Source organism: Monashia sp. HAY1-2A (assembly GCF_056755315.1).
The window spans coordinates 1-14,502 of sequence record NZ_JBNDHY010000006.1; the positions used below are offsets into that span (position 1 = coordinate 1).

Genomic DNA, 14,502 nt, shown 5'->3' on the forward strand with positions numbered 1-14,502 from the left:
AGGGCGCGACACCGGTCAGGGCGGCGAGCTGGACCGGGCCCACGCGCTTACGCAGCCGCAGTGCCACGATCCGCTTCGTCGTCGCTGCGCTGGTCTTGGCCGGCATCGAGTGTGGCCGGCTGGACCGGTCGCTCATCGCCTCCCCCGCGGCGTACCGATCCGCCCAGCGTTTGACCGTCGGCCAAGAGCACTGGAACCGGGCCGCGACCTCGACGATCGGGACGTTCTGGTCGACGACGAGCTGGGCCACCCGGAGCCGGGCGCGTGGGGTCAGGGCAGCGTTAGCGTGGGACACGAGGGCCTCCTGTTTGGCGAAGTGAACCTTGAGCAGTTCCACTCCACCGCGGGAGGCCCTCCCCTGTCAGCAGCTCACAGCGCGAAGTCGCACTCCCTCAACCAACGTGCCCGGTCAGTACAGCTAGTGGCGGTCGAGTCAGCAAAGGACGCGACGCGCTGGTCGACCTGGCGTGCTGCGGCAACTGTGGTCGACATGTCCGCCCCGACCGCCCGGAGGACACTCTCGGATGGGCCCTGCGCCGACAGGAGCCTCTGGAACCATGCCGCCGCGACCGGCACGTATTCGCGCCTGTTGACGTCGCGGACCCGAAGGTGGGGCAATCCCACGTCAAACCCGTGCCCTTGCGACTGCGCCCACACGTTGAACGCGACGAGCCGCAGATACTCGAACCGTTCGCAGCTTTCGTCGTAGCGGCCGCCCAGCCCGACCCCCTCCGCGAGCAGCGGCCGAAGGTACTCGTATAGGTGCTTCGGAGGCTGCGACAAAGTGGCATCAGCCGTGAGCTCGTGTAGGGCGGGAACGAGAGCCCCTGTATGAAGGTCCTGGGTGCGCGGCTCGGTGAACAGAGCGGCGACCAAGTCCCAGCGTTGAGCCGCGGTGGCCGCCACTCCGGCCGCGTACATCAGCATCGTCGCCGGCGCCTGGACCAGCCGAAGGAGGCTGGTCGCCCCAGACGCGTCAGGCCGGGCGGCCAGGCGGGTGATGTCGTCGAGCCACCACCTGTCGGTCTCGGGACCGCCCCAGTAAGCGACCGTTGCCACGAGCGCGATCGGGACCTTGGCCGCTTCTTCGAGGACAGCGCGCCGGGCCCGAGTCACCGCATGCGCGTCGAGGGTGTCGAAAGCGGTCGCAGTCACCGGAGCGCACTGGGCCACCAGATCCAGCTCGCGCCGCAGCACGTCATGCAGCACCACCGGCGTTCTGCCGCTTGAGAGCTCGCGCTTGGCAGCAGCGACCGCGACCGGCACGGTCAGCGGGTGGCGGGCAGCGCTCGCCTCGATGGAATCAACCGCGTCCGCGACCTGCGTGAGGAACTGCTCGGCCGTGTCCGTGACGACGAGGACGCCTTTGCGCCCGGCCAGCTCGGCCGCGATCGGTTTCAACGGCACCGGGTCGACCCAGAAGCTGGAGAAGCGCCGGTTCGGGCATCGGCCCCAGGCGGCCCGCAGCGCGGGGTCGTAAGCTGCGCTCCAGCCGGCGACAATGAGGCCGTACTCGTCGAAGATCCGGTCGAGTAGCGCGTCGACCGACGCCGGGTAGGCGCTCAGTTCCTCGACGGTGTTGAGCATGCTCGCAGGGGTCAGGTAGTCACCGTGCAGGTGCAGCACAAGGCAGTTGAGCGTGTGCAGGGGTGGCAGCCCGGCGACCTGGCTTGGTTCAGTCACCACGACCGGCTCCACCCCGGACGCTCGCAGCGCGCTCTCGAGCAGCCGGTCGAAGTTCGTCGTGATGAACACGCGTACCCTGCCTTGGGCGGCGAGCCGGGCGGCAGCTTCGTGGGCCTTCGTCGCGACCTTGTTCCCGGCGTCACGCTCCTGAGGTGTCGGCTCGAAGAATGCGCGCAGTAGGGCCTGCCGTTCCTGCTGGGTGGGTGCGAGCTGTGCGAGGAGGCCTTCGTATGTGGCCGGCGCGCCGTACCGGACCCGGAACCACTCGAACGGCTCCTCACGACCCACGCCGCTACTTGCGGCGGCGCTCTCTCCAGAACCTTCGCCAGAAGGGCCGCCGTCGCCTCGTCCACCAGCGATCGAAAGGTCCTCGGCGTGGTTCTCACAACGTCCCCGCTCGCGACCACCCCCTGCCGCACGCATCAGGCGCTCGATGAGGTCCTCCTGGATCTGCCACGCCGTCTTGACATCGGCGGCAGCCGACATCCCGGCCCCAACCAGCATGGCGTACGCGCCCGGCGCACTGGTCAGCGCGAACGCGGCAGACAGGTGTGGCTCGATCACCCACACAATCTTGCCAAACCGCCCCCCAAACCGCGGGCGCGGCGCATCCATCGCCGGTTACGGGGTTCACTCGCACGAAGGGGCCGCGCGGGCGCGTACATGCCGGGACTCGATCCGTAGTCAACCTCCGCAGCGATCGGAAAGCTTCCACCTGGCGGTCGCCGAGGCGTCGCGGGTCTGGCGTCTTAGACGGCGACGCGAACCTGGTCGCCATGACCTTCGTCGACATCGACGACACCTGCGCCGAGTGGACTTCACCGTCGACGCGCAGCACCAACGCGGTAGCGGGTTGGCGACGGCCGACATTGTGCCGCGACTTGACGTTCGGCCGCTCTGTCAGTGGGCGGGTGGGTCGCCAAACTGCGCCACGAAGTGCGGATACTCGTCCGTCTCAAAATGGTCGACCGCGCCGAGACGTGAGCGCAGGCGCACCACTTGAGACCATCCGTCGGTGATAAATGTCGTTGTGGCGGGCAGAGGTGGTTGAGGGTGGGCCGTCCACGAGCCGTCCGGCTGACGCTTGATGTTGATCTTCGGGAGGTCGCTCACGGCTACACCTTACGGTCCGGGCCCCTAGGTGGGCGGGGTATGCTCCCGCAGCCCGCGGCATCGTCGGGCGATCGGGTCTCCGTCCGCAGCAGGTGCCGAGCACTTCCCGAAATCGCGTATATGCCGCAAGCAGATCTTCGCCGCATCCGCGCCTGCCGACGTGCGAAGGCCCCGGCTGCTCGCCATGGGGTCTTTGGCCGTAGACCGGCGGGGCCGCACCTTCCATCTGCGCGATTGGCAACTGGGGTCTTGGCCGGGCGGTGCTGCGTTGGTATGGGTCCGTTTCGGTGTGCGGTAGGCCCACGAGGGTCAACACGCGGTGTGCGGTACGGCCGGCTGGGGCGTAGTGCCGCAGTGAGTAGGGTTGAGCAGGGTCGCGAGTGTTGGCGCCCGAGAGCTCGGCAACAGCTGCACTGGCTATGTGTGGAGCTGGGACGTTCACGGATCGCCGACCATGGCGTGTCCGCTAGGTGCGGGAGGGCTGCCCGAGCTGCCCGGGAACAGGGGCCTGACCTCCACGATGACGTGCTCGAACTCTCCGTCGTCGGCGTAGATCTTGATGGTCTCAAGCGCGCTCGCGCGAGCCTGTTCGAAGTTCTCGAACGGGCCGCTGACGTCCAGCCACAAGGGCTCAGCCAGGTCGCGCTGGATCACGACGCACCGCCCCTTCGTTTCGCGGAAGTCCGCCAGCAGCTCCTGCCCGTCGAGCAGCCGCTGAGCGTACTCGCGCAGGTTCACGTGGTCGTCGGTGAGGGAGAAGAGGCGTCCACGCCTGGAGGTCATGCCCGAGTCTCGCAGCCCCGAGCGCAGGGCAGCGACAGAGGCAATCGTTCTCGCCGAGGAGCCACCGGCGCCACTTCGTCCTCGCGCGCAGGGTGCTGGCGTTCAGATGGCGGCGAACAGCGGCCGGATCTCGACGATGTAGTCAGTCTCCCCGTCCTGCTCGAGATCGTGCTGGATCTTGGCCACGTGGCGCTGCGCCTCCTCGAACTCCGGGATGGGCCCGCTGATGTCCATGAAGGTCGGGTCGAGCACCGGCGTTGGACGATGACGCACGCCGCCGCGGGGTTGAAGTTGTCGTTGGAAGCCTCCCCGGCGTTGAGCTTGCGGGCGTAATCGAGCATCGCCAGGTGCGACTTGGACACGGCGACGGGTCCAAGTGGGGAGGTCATGCCCGAGTCTCCCAGCCCCGCGGGCGCGGGCGCATCCCGACGCGCGAAAGCGTCACGCCAACGCGCGGCCTCGAACGCGCGCTCCGCCACGTGCGGGCCGCGGTCCCAGAGATCGACGAACTGCTCGACAGGGGGCGACCGTCTGGTGTCGGGGTCCGCGGCCGGGCTTACCCCGCCCCCAGCTTCGTCGCCGCGGGCCCGGGCCGCCGGTGACGCCAGCTGCCAACGATCGCGCATCGTCTTGCCCGCGACGTACCGGGCGCGGTGGTGCCAAGCCGCCTCGACCAGCAACCGCCGAGCGTGGCCATTGCCGGTCTTGGTCACCGACCCCTGCACCCGGGACCCGCCAGAGGAGTGTTCACTGGGCACCAGCCCGACGAACGAGCCGACCGTGTTACCGGTGAACCGGTGCCAGTCGCCCATCTCGACGGCCAGGGCGAACGCGGTCAACGTGGACACTCCACGCAGGCAGCCCAAGCGGTGCACGATCGGCGTGAACTCGCTGTCCGCGGCCATCACCGCGATAGCGGCATCGAGCCGGTCCCGGCGGGCCTTCATCATCAGCACGGCGTCGTAGTCCGACTCGAACGCGGCCCGAGTCCCCGGCGCGTCGAAGCGCTGACGGCGCAGCCACACGTCATGCGCCCCCGTCCACGCCTGCCCGCCGGAGTAGACGATCCCATGACGCAGCAGCAGCTTCGACAGTCGGTTCCGGGGCCCGCATGAGGTCCCCGCGGCAGTCCTCCCTGGCCCGGACCACATCGCGGGCCGCCTCGACCGTGGCCGCCGGAACCGTCACGGCCCTCACCTCGTCCAGACGCAGCAGCCGAGCCAGGTGGACCGCGTCCCGGGCGTCGGTCTTGACCCGGTAACCCGCCGGGCGCTGCAGCTTCGACGGCGCCGCGACCACGCATCGGATCCCAGCCGCCTCCAACGCCCTGGCCAGCCCGAATCCCGTCGGGCCCGCCTCATAGGCCACCGCGACCGGGCCCGGCAGGCCCGCCAGCCATGCCTGGATCTGCTCGTGCGACGGGGTCAGTCGCGCCTGGACCAGCTCGCCCGTGACGCCATCGATCGCCGCTGCCGCGACCGATCGTGCGTGCACATCGAGCCCCACACTCGTACGCTCGCAAAACACCGGGGCCTCCCACAACTGTCGGATAGGCCGAGCAGGCAGCCCCTACTCGGTAACCCACGAACATGTGCGAGTGAGGCCCCGGCCCGCAACCCCCAGCCAATCGAGGGGTCACCCCATACCGGCTAGGTCCGGTCGGAGGTTGCGTTCAGGGCCGCGTGAACTCAGCCGAACCGGTTCTGGCACGGTAAACCTTCGCTGCGTGCCCCGTGAGAACGATTCGTCGAAAGGCCATCACCCGAGGGCTTGTTCCCGTTGGAGATGTGGGACGGTCTCCGCATGACGCGTGCCCCGTCGTTCTTGGAAGCAATCCAGGACACCTACCCGGACTTGGATCAATGGCAGATCCGGGCCCTTCGCGTCGAGGAACCGGAGCGAGGCAGTGATCTGTTCGAGGACGACAAGATCGTCGGCACCATGCGAGTGAGCCAGATGGTGCGCCTTTCGCTAGTGAGTAGCGCTGAACATCTGCGCGTAGTCCGTGACACACTTGAGGCCCGCAACCTGTATCCCATGGCGGTGCAAACCGTCCTGCGTGGCGCGCTTGTGGGTGCCTGCCAAGCGCTATGGGTATTGCACCCCGACTCCACGGCGGACCGGCAGGAGCGGGGGCTGATGGTCATCGAGGCGATGGTTGAAGAATCGTTGAAGGCAATGCGGATGCGAACCATGGTGCCCCGCGAACCGCAAGTAGCCGCCGATGTCGAAGCCCAAATTGCGCACCTGGAGGACCGGCTCTCCAAGGTCCGCGCTGTTCGCAGAACGCGAGCAGCGCTCCAACAGACCAACTACATCGCCGACGCGATGCAGGCCGCCTTTCCGACTGACCCGGGGCTCCAGGATGCGGGCAACTTGTGGTGGCGACGGCTCAGTTCTGACGCCCATGCGCTTGGCTGGTCGCTGTTGCAGCGGTCATCTATCTCGCACGTCGACAACAGGGCCGGGCAAGCCACATTTCGCGGTGCCGGGACAATAGAGGACACTGCGAACCCCTACATGGCCGCATACAGGGTGCTGAAGGTCGGCTGGTCCTGGTTCGACCGACGCTGCGAGTCGCCCTGAGCCCGGCTCGTGCATTGAGTCGGCGGCTCACAACTGCGGATGCATGCAGCTCTGCTACCCGGACGATGCTGCGTTCAGCCGCCGCCCTTGCCCAGCAGGCAAGGCCGCAGGCGGCGGATAGACGCACCTTTCGCCAGTCACGGAGTGCGGCATGTGCGCCCGGTAGCGATGCCCTGAGATCTACTTCTGGGAGAGTGTCGAATCCGAAGCGAGGCGCTCGTCGAAGAGGTGAGAGGCGGGCGGAGGAGGTCGTCGGGACGAGAGTTCTTGAGATGCCGTGGAACCTAGAAGGATCCTTGGGGTGGTGTCCGGGCCGTGAGGTGGCGATCATGGTCGCCTTGAGCCCTCCCAGGCCGAGGTCCCGATCGACGTTGTGCGCGCGCTCGCAGCTATTCGGCGAGGCGCGTCAGGATGGTGACCACGACAAGTAGGAGCCAGGACGGCGTGTCAAGGCACGGTCGAGTGCGGCTCCCCGCAGGCTGACAAGCTCAGCGACGCAGGATGTTGGTCCGTCTAAGCCGCCTTATCGAAGCTGCTCCTACCGCCACGAATTGTGCCGCGTGCGTGCAAGGGCGTCTCGTCGGGGAATTGTCGCAACGATGTGTTCAGCGGTTGGCCATACCGGGGCGATCGGTACCTATTGGGCTCAGCCGTCATTCTCGCCACCTTGAAAGAGCCGTGTCGCCTTTCACCCCCACCCACTGAGGGGCGGCGCCGTCCCGGACGTCGCTTCGGACGACGGGCGGCGCGCGTTTCCCCCGTGAAGCGACGGGTACTCGATGAGCGGCGTCGGCGGCGGGTTGAGGATGGGGCGAAGTCGCGTCGGCGACGTCGAACGGTGGTCCTCCTCACCGCCCCTCCCCGCTGCGCCGAGCACGTCGTTGCTCTCGATACGGAGTAGAGACGGAGAGAAGTCTCGTCATTTTGGAGATCTACCCATCCTGGAGCGCCGATATTGACCCAATGGTCCTTTTCGTGACGCCTTGACGTTTCAATAGGACGGGCCTACTCCATTTCGACTCTTATGTCCCCGGTACATTTCGGGCGGCGACTTGTAAACACAGGACAGGCATGCGCCGCCGTCGTAGCATCGGCCCACCAACCCCTCGGTTGGCGAATCGGGAAAAGGCAAAGGAGCGCCATGCACATCAAGCGTCAACTGCTCGCCGTCCCCGCCATGGCCGGAGCCCTGCTGCTCGCCGGAGCCTCGGTGGCCAGTGCCGGCGAGGCCCAGGGCAACAGCAGTGCCGGCAACATCAACGAGACCGGGATGCGGGGACACGCCAACTCGATCTGCGGCTTCTCGGGCCAGAACCCCGAGCGGTTCCTCGACCCGGCCGACCCGGACTACGAGCCGGGCCGGGTGCAGAACTGGGGCCACGTGCGCCAGTTCCTCACGGGAGAGCTTGGCCTCAGCCCGGCGCAGATAAAGGCATCCGGCGAGCAGCCGGGCGACTCCTGCAACGGTCACCGCGGCTTCCTCGCCGGTGGTGGTGGCGAAGAGCCCTGATGATCCGCACGGCGCCATCGGCAGAGACGCGACTGCTGGTGGCGTTGTGCTGTCCGGGCTGGAACGAGACGGGCGCCGAACTGCCTCGGGCAAAGGCCCTGGCCACATCCTCGCACGAGCCTCGTAGACCGGGCTCTCGCCAGCTCGCTGCCACGGCTTACCACCACTGTCACGGACCAAGGATTGTGCGCCGATCTGGATGCGGCACGGCGCGGTTAGATGCGCGCAAGTGCAACGCCGCGGTCACAGGGCGGAGTCTGCGCCGCAGTAGCCGAAGGGCCCGCCATGGTCGACGGCCGCGAGCTTCTGCGGCGCGAGGGTCTGGCCGAGATCGTCGACGTGGTCCCCGAGCGGTTCGGCCGTGCGGGACTGGCCGGCGACGATGCCACCGACATGTTGCTCATGCTGACCTCGTCGAGGAGGACTACCTGACCCTGCGGCGCTACAGATGAAGCGAGGAGAAGTACACCGGAAGCTGACCGACACGCTCGCCGAACAACTTCTCGCAGAACCGGGACGTCACGCGGAGAAACGCTCACATACGCGCCTGGCCAGCTCAACGGCGCTGTGCCCTGAGCCCCTTGGGACTGAACTGAGTCATCGGCGTCAGACACTTCGCGCCAGGGTCATCGACGGCCCGGCCTTGACGACAAACATACGTCCGCCGCCTCGCCAGTGAGTGTGCGCGATGTCCCGGATGACGACGTGCAGGCGCGAGCCCTGGTCAACGTCGCTTCCATGAGGGAGATCGAGATCCAACCGATGAACCCATGGTTCTGACCATCCGCGACATCCCGTCGCCGAGTACTCAAGCGTGAGTCCGCCGGGCCCCCTTCCCCGCGCCATGTGCGGCGGAGTGACACGGCGGCATGCAACCCGCAAAAGGCGGTCCGCCCGTCGGTCGCAACGAAGCGGAGAGACCGCTGTCACCGGTCCCGGGCATCTTCTTGTCATGGGGTGGATCGACATCATCGAAGCGGGACCGGAGCTGCCTACGCGCCGATGGAAGCAAGCGGTGGGCTGGCTGCTCGTACTGGGCTTCCTGCTGAGGCTTTCATGGAGGGGTCCGTGGCTTCCCTCCGCCTCCTGCTCGCCCGTCCGCTCATGCGTTCCGCGTGCTTTGTCCGACCCCGTGCGTACCATGGCGCCGTGACGACGTACGGGGAGGTTGCACGGCCGCAGGGCGTCTTTGTGGGCTACGCCGAGGGCGACGGCAGACTCGCGTCGATGGCGTCGCTGCTGGCCGGGCACATTGTCGCCAAAGATGGAGCGCTTCGCCGCCATCGGCCCCGCGATTTCGACATCACCGTGCAGCGTGGGCAGGACGAAATCGACGCCGCATCGCACCTCTGCCTTCTCTCCTTCGGCTGCGAGCGCGTGGGGCAGGCGCATGTCTATGCCGGGCACGGCGGAAACTCCGTCGGCTATGCCTTCCACCAGCCGAGCCGCACGATAACCGTGAACAAAAGCCTCCCAGAGCGTTTAAGGGCACTAGTCCGTGACGAGTTGGTCCCCTGGCTGCTCAATCAGGAGGGTCGACCCATCCTCTGCCGCCGTGTATTAACGACATACAGCGGCGTGCACGACTCACCCATCGGGCTCGACGAACTACCTGGCGATGCTGTCCCCTTCGCTTGGGACGCTGACGACAACGTCATTGCGGGTGCCTTCCGCCGCAGCGCCCAGGAGTCTTGGGCGTGGATCTTGCCCCATGATCCCGAGCACCCCGAACTCTGGCTCTCTGAGTACTTGCGAGATCTGCACGCTCGCTACGAGCGGCGCTTCCCGCAGGGGACTCCTTGGACGCGCAAGGCAGAGTGGATGACGCTGGAGGAAGTAGGTGCCCAGGACTCGCTTGACACCCTTGAAGCCCGCAAGACCAGATGGGAACAGGCCTTCCGGGAGATCAAGATCGCCATCGAGGCGCGCCTCCTGCAAGCAGCCACGGCGGCGGACGCGGGCCCCCGGCGGTTGCTGACAGCGCAGCACGACGAACTCACTGAGGCTGTAGTCAGGGCCCTCACGGATCTCGGCTTCAAGGTCACTGACGAGGACGCCGAGCGAGACGGCACTGGCACAGCGAAGGCCCACGACCTGAAGGTGGTCAATCCCGACCGACCCTCAGAGGTCACAATTGCAGAGGTCAAGGGGACGACCCGGGCGGCCCTGATGCAGGCACAGCAGCACATCGCTCGCTACACCGCTCGGCACGGGCGAGCCCCAGACCGCTGCCTGCTCATCGTCAACCACTTCATCAACCGTCCCCCGGACGAGAGACCGCTGCTGTTGCAGGGCGCCGACGACGACATTGCCGTGTTCGCTGAGTCGGGCGGCGTCTTGATTGACACGCGAGATCTGTTCCGGCTCGTGAAGCGTGTGTCCGAAGGGTCGCTGAGCGCCGAGAAGGCTCGGCAGATCCTCGCGAGCACCAGCGGACGTCTGGACGCGTCGCTGGTTCAGGGCTAAGCAAGCAGCCGCAGGTCAAGAACTAAGAAGCATTTGCCAGCTCGAAGACCTGCTCGCAGGTCAACGTCCGAAAGTTCGTCGTCAGGGCCGACCACCTCGATGACCTCGCCGGCTCGGTACCGCAGGCCGCGACCTTCCTCGGCGACGCGGTCGCGAGCGGCTCAACGTCCTGGTGGCCGGAGGCACGCAGGCCGGCAACCCAGCGAGTCCTTAAACGCCCTGCTCGTGGCATACGATTGCGCGTGTGACAGTGGCTAAGGGGTTCTGGTCGTATGTGCATGCTGACGACGCTGCTGAAGGGGGCCGGATTCTTCAGTTGGCGAGAGATTTGTCCGCGCAATATGAGTTGTTGACGGGCGAATCTATCGAGTTGTTTCTGGATCGAGATGATCTGAAATGGGGGGAGGATTGGAGAGCGTCGATCGATGAGTCGCTCGCGTCCACGGCCTTCTTTATTCCTGTGCTCACACCACGGTATTTTGCCAGCGCTGAATGTCGGCGCGAGTTGAATGCGTTCGCGCGCAAGGCGAAGCGTTTGGGTTTGGAAGATTTGGTCCTTCCGATTCTGTATGTCGACTCCGCGGTCATTCGCGAAGATCCCCCTTCTGACGACGCTGTTGCTCTTGTCAAGCCCTTCCAGTGGGTAGATTGGACAGAACTGCGTTTCGCGGATCCCGCCTCGCCCGAGTACCGCAAAGCAGTGGCGGAGATGGCATCCCGACTCGCAGAAGCGAACAGCAGGGCCGACTCGGTGGACCTGTCCGCTGCCTTGGAGACGGAGGAGGAGGACGACCAGTCCCCTGGCGCGGCCGACCTTCTTGCCACGGCCGAGGAAACGATGCCCCTGTGGAACGAGACTATCGAAAGCATCGTTTCTAGCATTCAGTCTGTCTCCGATGTGATGCAGCGAGGCACTGAGGCTCTAAGCGACCCGAAACTTCAAGCGAAGGGTTTCGCAGGCCGACTTACCGCGCTTCGTCAGGTCGCAAGCGAATTGAAGGGCCCCGCGGAGGCGCTTCAGGGCGACTCAACTAAGTTCACTTCGCAGCTGAATGACGTTGACGCCGGGATCCTAGAAATGATTCCCCTGCTGGCGGCGGAAGCCGAGCGCGACCCTGATGCCAAGCCGGCTGCGTGTGAGTTTTTTGACTCCATTCTGGGGCTGGCACAGGCCGCGGATGAGGGCTTGGGCGGCCTCAAGGCCATGATCGAGGGCATTCAGCCGATTGAAAAGATGTCTCGGGATTTGCGGGCTCCCTTGAAGACGCTGCGTAGGGCACTCACCTCCATGTACGAGAGTCGTAAGGTCATGAACGGGTGGGTCGAGGCCATCGAGGAGAGCGGGATCGAGTGCGGCCCGTAGGGCCGCCGCGCTTCACTTGCAAGAGCAACACAACTCGTCCCGCGTCGGGCAGGGGTGGGGGTCGTCCCACAGAGGCGGTCGTTAGGGGGCCGGGGAGCCCGTCACAGGGCGCGGAGCGGCGCAGCGGACCCTTGACGGGCGGCGGAGGCATCGGAGACTGACGCGGCGGGACGGCGACCGCCGAGGAACCTCCTCGTGCTCCTAGAAGGCGCCGCCCACGATCGGGCCCATGACGCCGAAGTTGTCGCATCTAGTGCAGGCCCACACCTCCGCCGGCTCGGACGCCCAGAGGAACGGCAGCGCGGGGCCAAGGTCGATGCCGCGTGCGCGGATCTGCTCGGCGGTTACCCATTCGACCGGGGAGGCGCACTCTGTGGATTGGGTGCCAATCATCCTGGCCAGTCCCGAGACGGCCGGCGTCTTGCGTGGCACGTTGCGTGACTTGTGGCGGCTTCGGTTCCCCATACTGGGCGGGGTGACGCACCTCTCGTGACCGGGGTGGCGCCCAATTCGGCCCGAGGAGGTTCGTCCTGGGGGGCGGACCGGGAGGACAGCCCTGCCCGGGCCTGCCGACCGCGCCTCGGCGAACCGGTTCAGAGAAGGAATCCAGCAGACCGCCAGGCACCACCGCAGCTGAAGAGGAAGCGGCTGACGCTCTCCTTGCCGCTTTGGGGATGGGTTCGTGACGCCGGGTGGTGACCCGGTTCGCTCGTGCCCACGCCGACGGAGGGAGACGGGATGGTCGGGCGCGAACTGAGCGACAGGGCGTTCGCTGTGGGCCTTGGGGCGATCGCCGCGGTCTGGGTGGCTCTGGCAGGCGGCGCCGTGCTGTCGTCCTTGGTCTTGGGTCTCGGGTGGCCTCGGCTGTCCGGCGCGGGACCCCTGAGTGCGCTCCTTCACCCCGACGCGCCGGGGTTCGGGTTCGACTTTCCGGTCGCGCCCGGGCTGTACTGGGCGGCCACGACCCTCGTGCTCGTCGCCGGCGTGGCACCGTCGGTCGTGCTCATGGCGAGACGGCGTAGACCGTCCCGCGAGGGCTGCGCCTCGCGAGCCCAGGTCACGGCTGTATCGGGGCGCCGTGGCCTGCTTCGACGGTCGGGCGTCCTCCGGCCGTCCGCGGTGATGCCGGGCATCGCGGATGTCGGGTACCGGCTCGGCAGCGCCCACGGGGTGACCTGCCACGCCAGCGTCGAGGACTCCATCGTGATCCTGGGTCCCCCACGTTCCGGCAAGGGCTTCCACCTGGTCGTCCCGACGATCCTGGACGCGCCTGGGGCAGTGCTGACCACGAGCACCCGCCCCGACAACCTAGCCCTGACCATTCGCGCTCGGGGACGGCGGGGCCCGGTGGCCGTCTTCGATCCGCAAGGTCTGGCGCGCGGTGTCCCGTCGGCGACCCGCTGGTCCCCGATCCGTGGATGCGAGGACCCGCACCTTGCGATGGTGCGCGCCAAGGCCCTGTCGGCCAATACCGCCGCCGGGACGACCGACTCGACGTTCTGGCAGGCCTCGGCCGAACAGGCCGTGCGCTGCCTGCTGCATGCGGCGGCCCTGGGCGAGTGCTCAACGGCGGACCTGTACCGCTGGTCGCTGTCGTGCGTGCAGGCCCGCGAGGCGGTCATGATCCTGGCCAGTCACCCAGCGGCCGCACCGGCTTGGCACCAGGCTCTGGATGCCATCGTCGGAGCCGACCCGCGGCAACGGGACTCGATCTGGGCCATGGTCACCATCGCGTTCTCGACGCTGGCGGACCCCAAGGTCCTCGAGGCGGTCTCACCGGGCCCGGGAGAGCACTTCGACCCCGAGGCGTTCCTGCGCGGCAACGGGACCGTCTACCTGCTTGGGACCTCCACAGGCGTATCGGCCACCGCCGGCCTCGTCGGCGCCTTCGTGGAGGACATCGTCGAGGCCGCACGCCGGATCGCCGCCCGCTCCCCCGCCTCGCGCCTGGACCCACCGCTGTCCCTCGTCCTGGACGAGGCCGCGAACTACCCGCTCCCGTCGTTGCCGTCGCTGATGTCCGACGGCGGCGGCTCGGGCCTGTCGACCATCGTCGTGCTGCAGTCGCTGGCGCAGGCGCGGGCGGTCTGGGGCGAGAACCAGGCCTCGGCCATCTGGGACGCCGCGATCGTCAAGACGATCCTCGGCGGCGGATCCAACGCCCGCGACCTGGAGGACCTGTCCAAGCTCATCGGGCAACGCGACGAGCGAACCACCTCCAGCAGCCGCGGACCCGACGGCCGACGCTCCACCTCCACGACGACCACCAAGGTGGCGGTCCTCGAACCGGCCGTGCTGCGCACCCTGCCCTTCGGCAACGCGATCCTGCTCATGCGCTCTGCACCCCCGATCGACTTGACCCTGTCGCCGTGGACCTCCCGCAGGGACGCCACGGCCCTCGAGCAGGACCGACGGCACGTCGAGGACGCGATCCGCACCGCCCACCACCGGCCACCCGCAAGGGCCGACGCGCCGCGACCCGAGCCGGGCGCGGCATGACCCAGGCGTGGCCTGGCCCCGTCGACCCCGCCGATCCGGTTCACCTGGGTGGCTGGTCATTCGGTCAACTGGCCGGTCCGGTCCACCTGCCCTCGCTCACCCGTGCGGAGCGCGACGCGGTCATGGCGGACCTGCGCGACTGGGTGATCTCCCTGATCAGCCGCCACCACATCGACGTGCGCGTCATCCCACCCTGCTGGGAACGCCACAGCGGCATGGTCGAGGCGCTGTCGGCCCTGCGGGATCTCGAGCGCGACTGCTACAGCGACAAGGCATCGCCGGGCGCCGCGGTCGACTGGTTCCGCGGCTACCGCGAGATCGCGGCACGCCTCACCGAGGTGGCCGCGATCACGAACTGCACGAGCCGCGAGCACCGCGACCCGCCACCCGGCTGGCCCGACCTGCAGCATGATTCGCGTCCATCGGCGCAGACCGCGGCTGGTGCCCCACCCCGGACGTGACGCTCCCGAGAGCGCGGGAGACTCCCGCGCCGGGA

At 67.4% G+C, this 14,502-nt stretch carries 13 protein-coding genes and 2 pseudogenes; 8 read left to right on the plus strand and 7 right to left on the minus strand.

Annotated elements, in window-relative coordinates:
• From ACPYOM_RS01695 to ACPYOM_RS01720, 6 genes and pseudogenes are all read right to left on the minus strand, one after another.
• A partial coding sequence (locus tag ACPYOM_RS01695) for a helix-turn-helix domain-containing protein (RefSeq protein WP_481344646.1) occupies positions 1-295 on the minus strand: 295 nt, incomplete at its 3' end.
• A 74-nt stretch (positions 296-369) separates the two neighbouring features.
• Entirely contained in the window at positions 370-2,250 is a 1,881-nt protein-coding gene (locus tag ACPYOM_RS01700) for an SIR2 family protein (RefSeq protein WP_481344647.1), read from the minus strand.
• 336 nt (positions 2,251-2,586) lie between these two features.
• Positions 2,587-2,799, minus strand: a complete 213-nt coding sequence (locus tag ACPYOM_RS01705) for a hypothetical protein (protein WP_481344648.1) — start codon at positions 2,797-2,799, stop codon at positions 2,587-2,589.
• 438 nt (positions 2,800-3,237) lie between these two features.
• A complete protein-coding gene (locus ACPYOM_RS01710; RefSeq protein ID WP_481344649.1) occupies positions 3,238-3,537 on the minus strand; it encodes a hypothetical protein in 300 nt (99 codons plus the stop codon).
• Between the two features lie 147 nt (positions 3,538-3,684).
• Positions 3,685-3,834, minus strand: a complete 150-nt coding sequence (locus ACPYOM_RS01715) for a hypothetical protein (RefSeq protein ID WP_481344692.1) — start codon at positions 3,832-3,834, stop codon at positions 3,685-3,687.
• 326 nt (positions 3,835-4,160) lie between these two features.
• Positions 4,161-5,109 (minus strand): annotated as a pseudogene (locus ACPYOM_RS01720) (IS110 family RNA-guided transposase); the annotation flags it as partial.
• Between the two features lie 276 nt (positions 5,110-5,385).
• Between ACPYOM_RS01720 and ACPYOM_RS01725 the strand changes: the two are divergent.
• The 6 genes and pseudogenes from ACPYOM_RS01725 to ACPYOM_RS01750 all read left to right on the plus strand — a co-directional run bounded on the left by ACPYOM_RS01725 (position 5,386) and on the right by ACPYOM_RS01750 (position 11,507).
• The gene (locus tag ACPYOM_RS01725) at positions 5,386-6,168 is read left to right on the plus strand and encodes a hypothetical protein (RefSeq protein ID WP_481344650.1); all 783 of its coding nucleotides are present in this window, start codon (positions 5,386-5,388) and stop codon (positions 6,166-6,168) included.
• Positions 6,169-7,309: 1,141 nt separating this feature from the next.
• A complete protein-coding gene (locus ACPYOM_RS01730; RefSeq protein ID WP_481344651.1) occupies positions 7,310-7,678 on the plus strand; it encodes a hypothetical protein in 369 nt (122 codons plus the stop codon).
• Positions 7,679-7,963: 285 nt separating this feature from the next.
• Positions 7,964-8,110 carry a hypothetical protein gene (locus ACPYOM_RS01735; protein WP_481344652.1) on the plus strand — a complete coding sequence of 49 codons (147 nt, stop codon included), beginning with the start codon at positions 7,964-7,966 and terminating at the stop codon, positions 8,108-8,110.
• 717 nt (positions 8,111-8,827) lie between these two features.
• Positions 8,828-10,144, plus strand: a complete 1,317-nt coding sequence (locus ACPYOM_RS01740) for a hypothetical protein (RefSeq protein ID WP_481344653.1) — start codon at positions 8,828-8,830, stop codon at positions 10,142-10,144.
• A gap of 59 nt (positions 10,145-10,203) precedes the next feature.
• Positions 10,204-10,340: pseudogene (locus ACPYOM_RS01745) on the plus strand (CpaF family protein); the annotation flags it as partial.
• 48 nt (positions 10,341-10,388) lie between these two features.
• Positions 10,389-11,507 carry a TIR domain-containing protein gene (locus tag ACPYOM_RS01750; RefSeq protein ID WP_481344654.1) on the plus strand — a complete coding sequence of 373 codons (1,119 nt, stop codon included), beginning with the start codon at positions 10,389-10,391 and terminating at the stop codon, positions 11,505-11,507.
• Between the two features lie 201 nt (positions 11,508-11,708).
• On the opposite strand, the gene ACPYOM_RS01755 is transcribed toward ACPYOM_RS01750, so the two are convergent.
• A complete protein-coding gene (locus tag ACPYOM_RS01755) occupies positions 11,709-11,939 on the minus strand; it encodes a hypothetical protein (protein WP_481344655.1) in 231 nt (76 codons plus the stop codon).
• Positions 11,940-12,710: 771 nt separating this feature from the next.
• On the opposite strand from ACPYOM_RS01755, the gene ACPYOM_RS01760 reads away from it, so the two are divergent.
• Positions 12,711-14,006 (plus strand): type IV secretory system conjugative DNA transfer family protein, encoded by a 1,296-nt coding sequence (locus ACPYOM_RS01760; protein WP_481344656.1) that lies wholly within the window; start codon positions 12,711-12,713, stop codon positions 14,004-14,006.
• Positions 14,003-14,467 carry a hypothetical protein gene (locus tag ACPYOM_RS01765; RefSeq protein WP_481344657.1) on the plus strand — a complete coding sequence of 155 codons (465 nt, stop codon included), beginning with the start codon at positions 14,003-14,005 and terminating at the stop codon, positions 14,465-14,467. Before ACPYOM_RS01760 ends, ACPYOM_RS01765 begins: the two co-directional genes overlap by 4 nt.
• Positions 14,468-14,502: the final 35 nt, after the last annotated feature.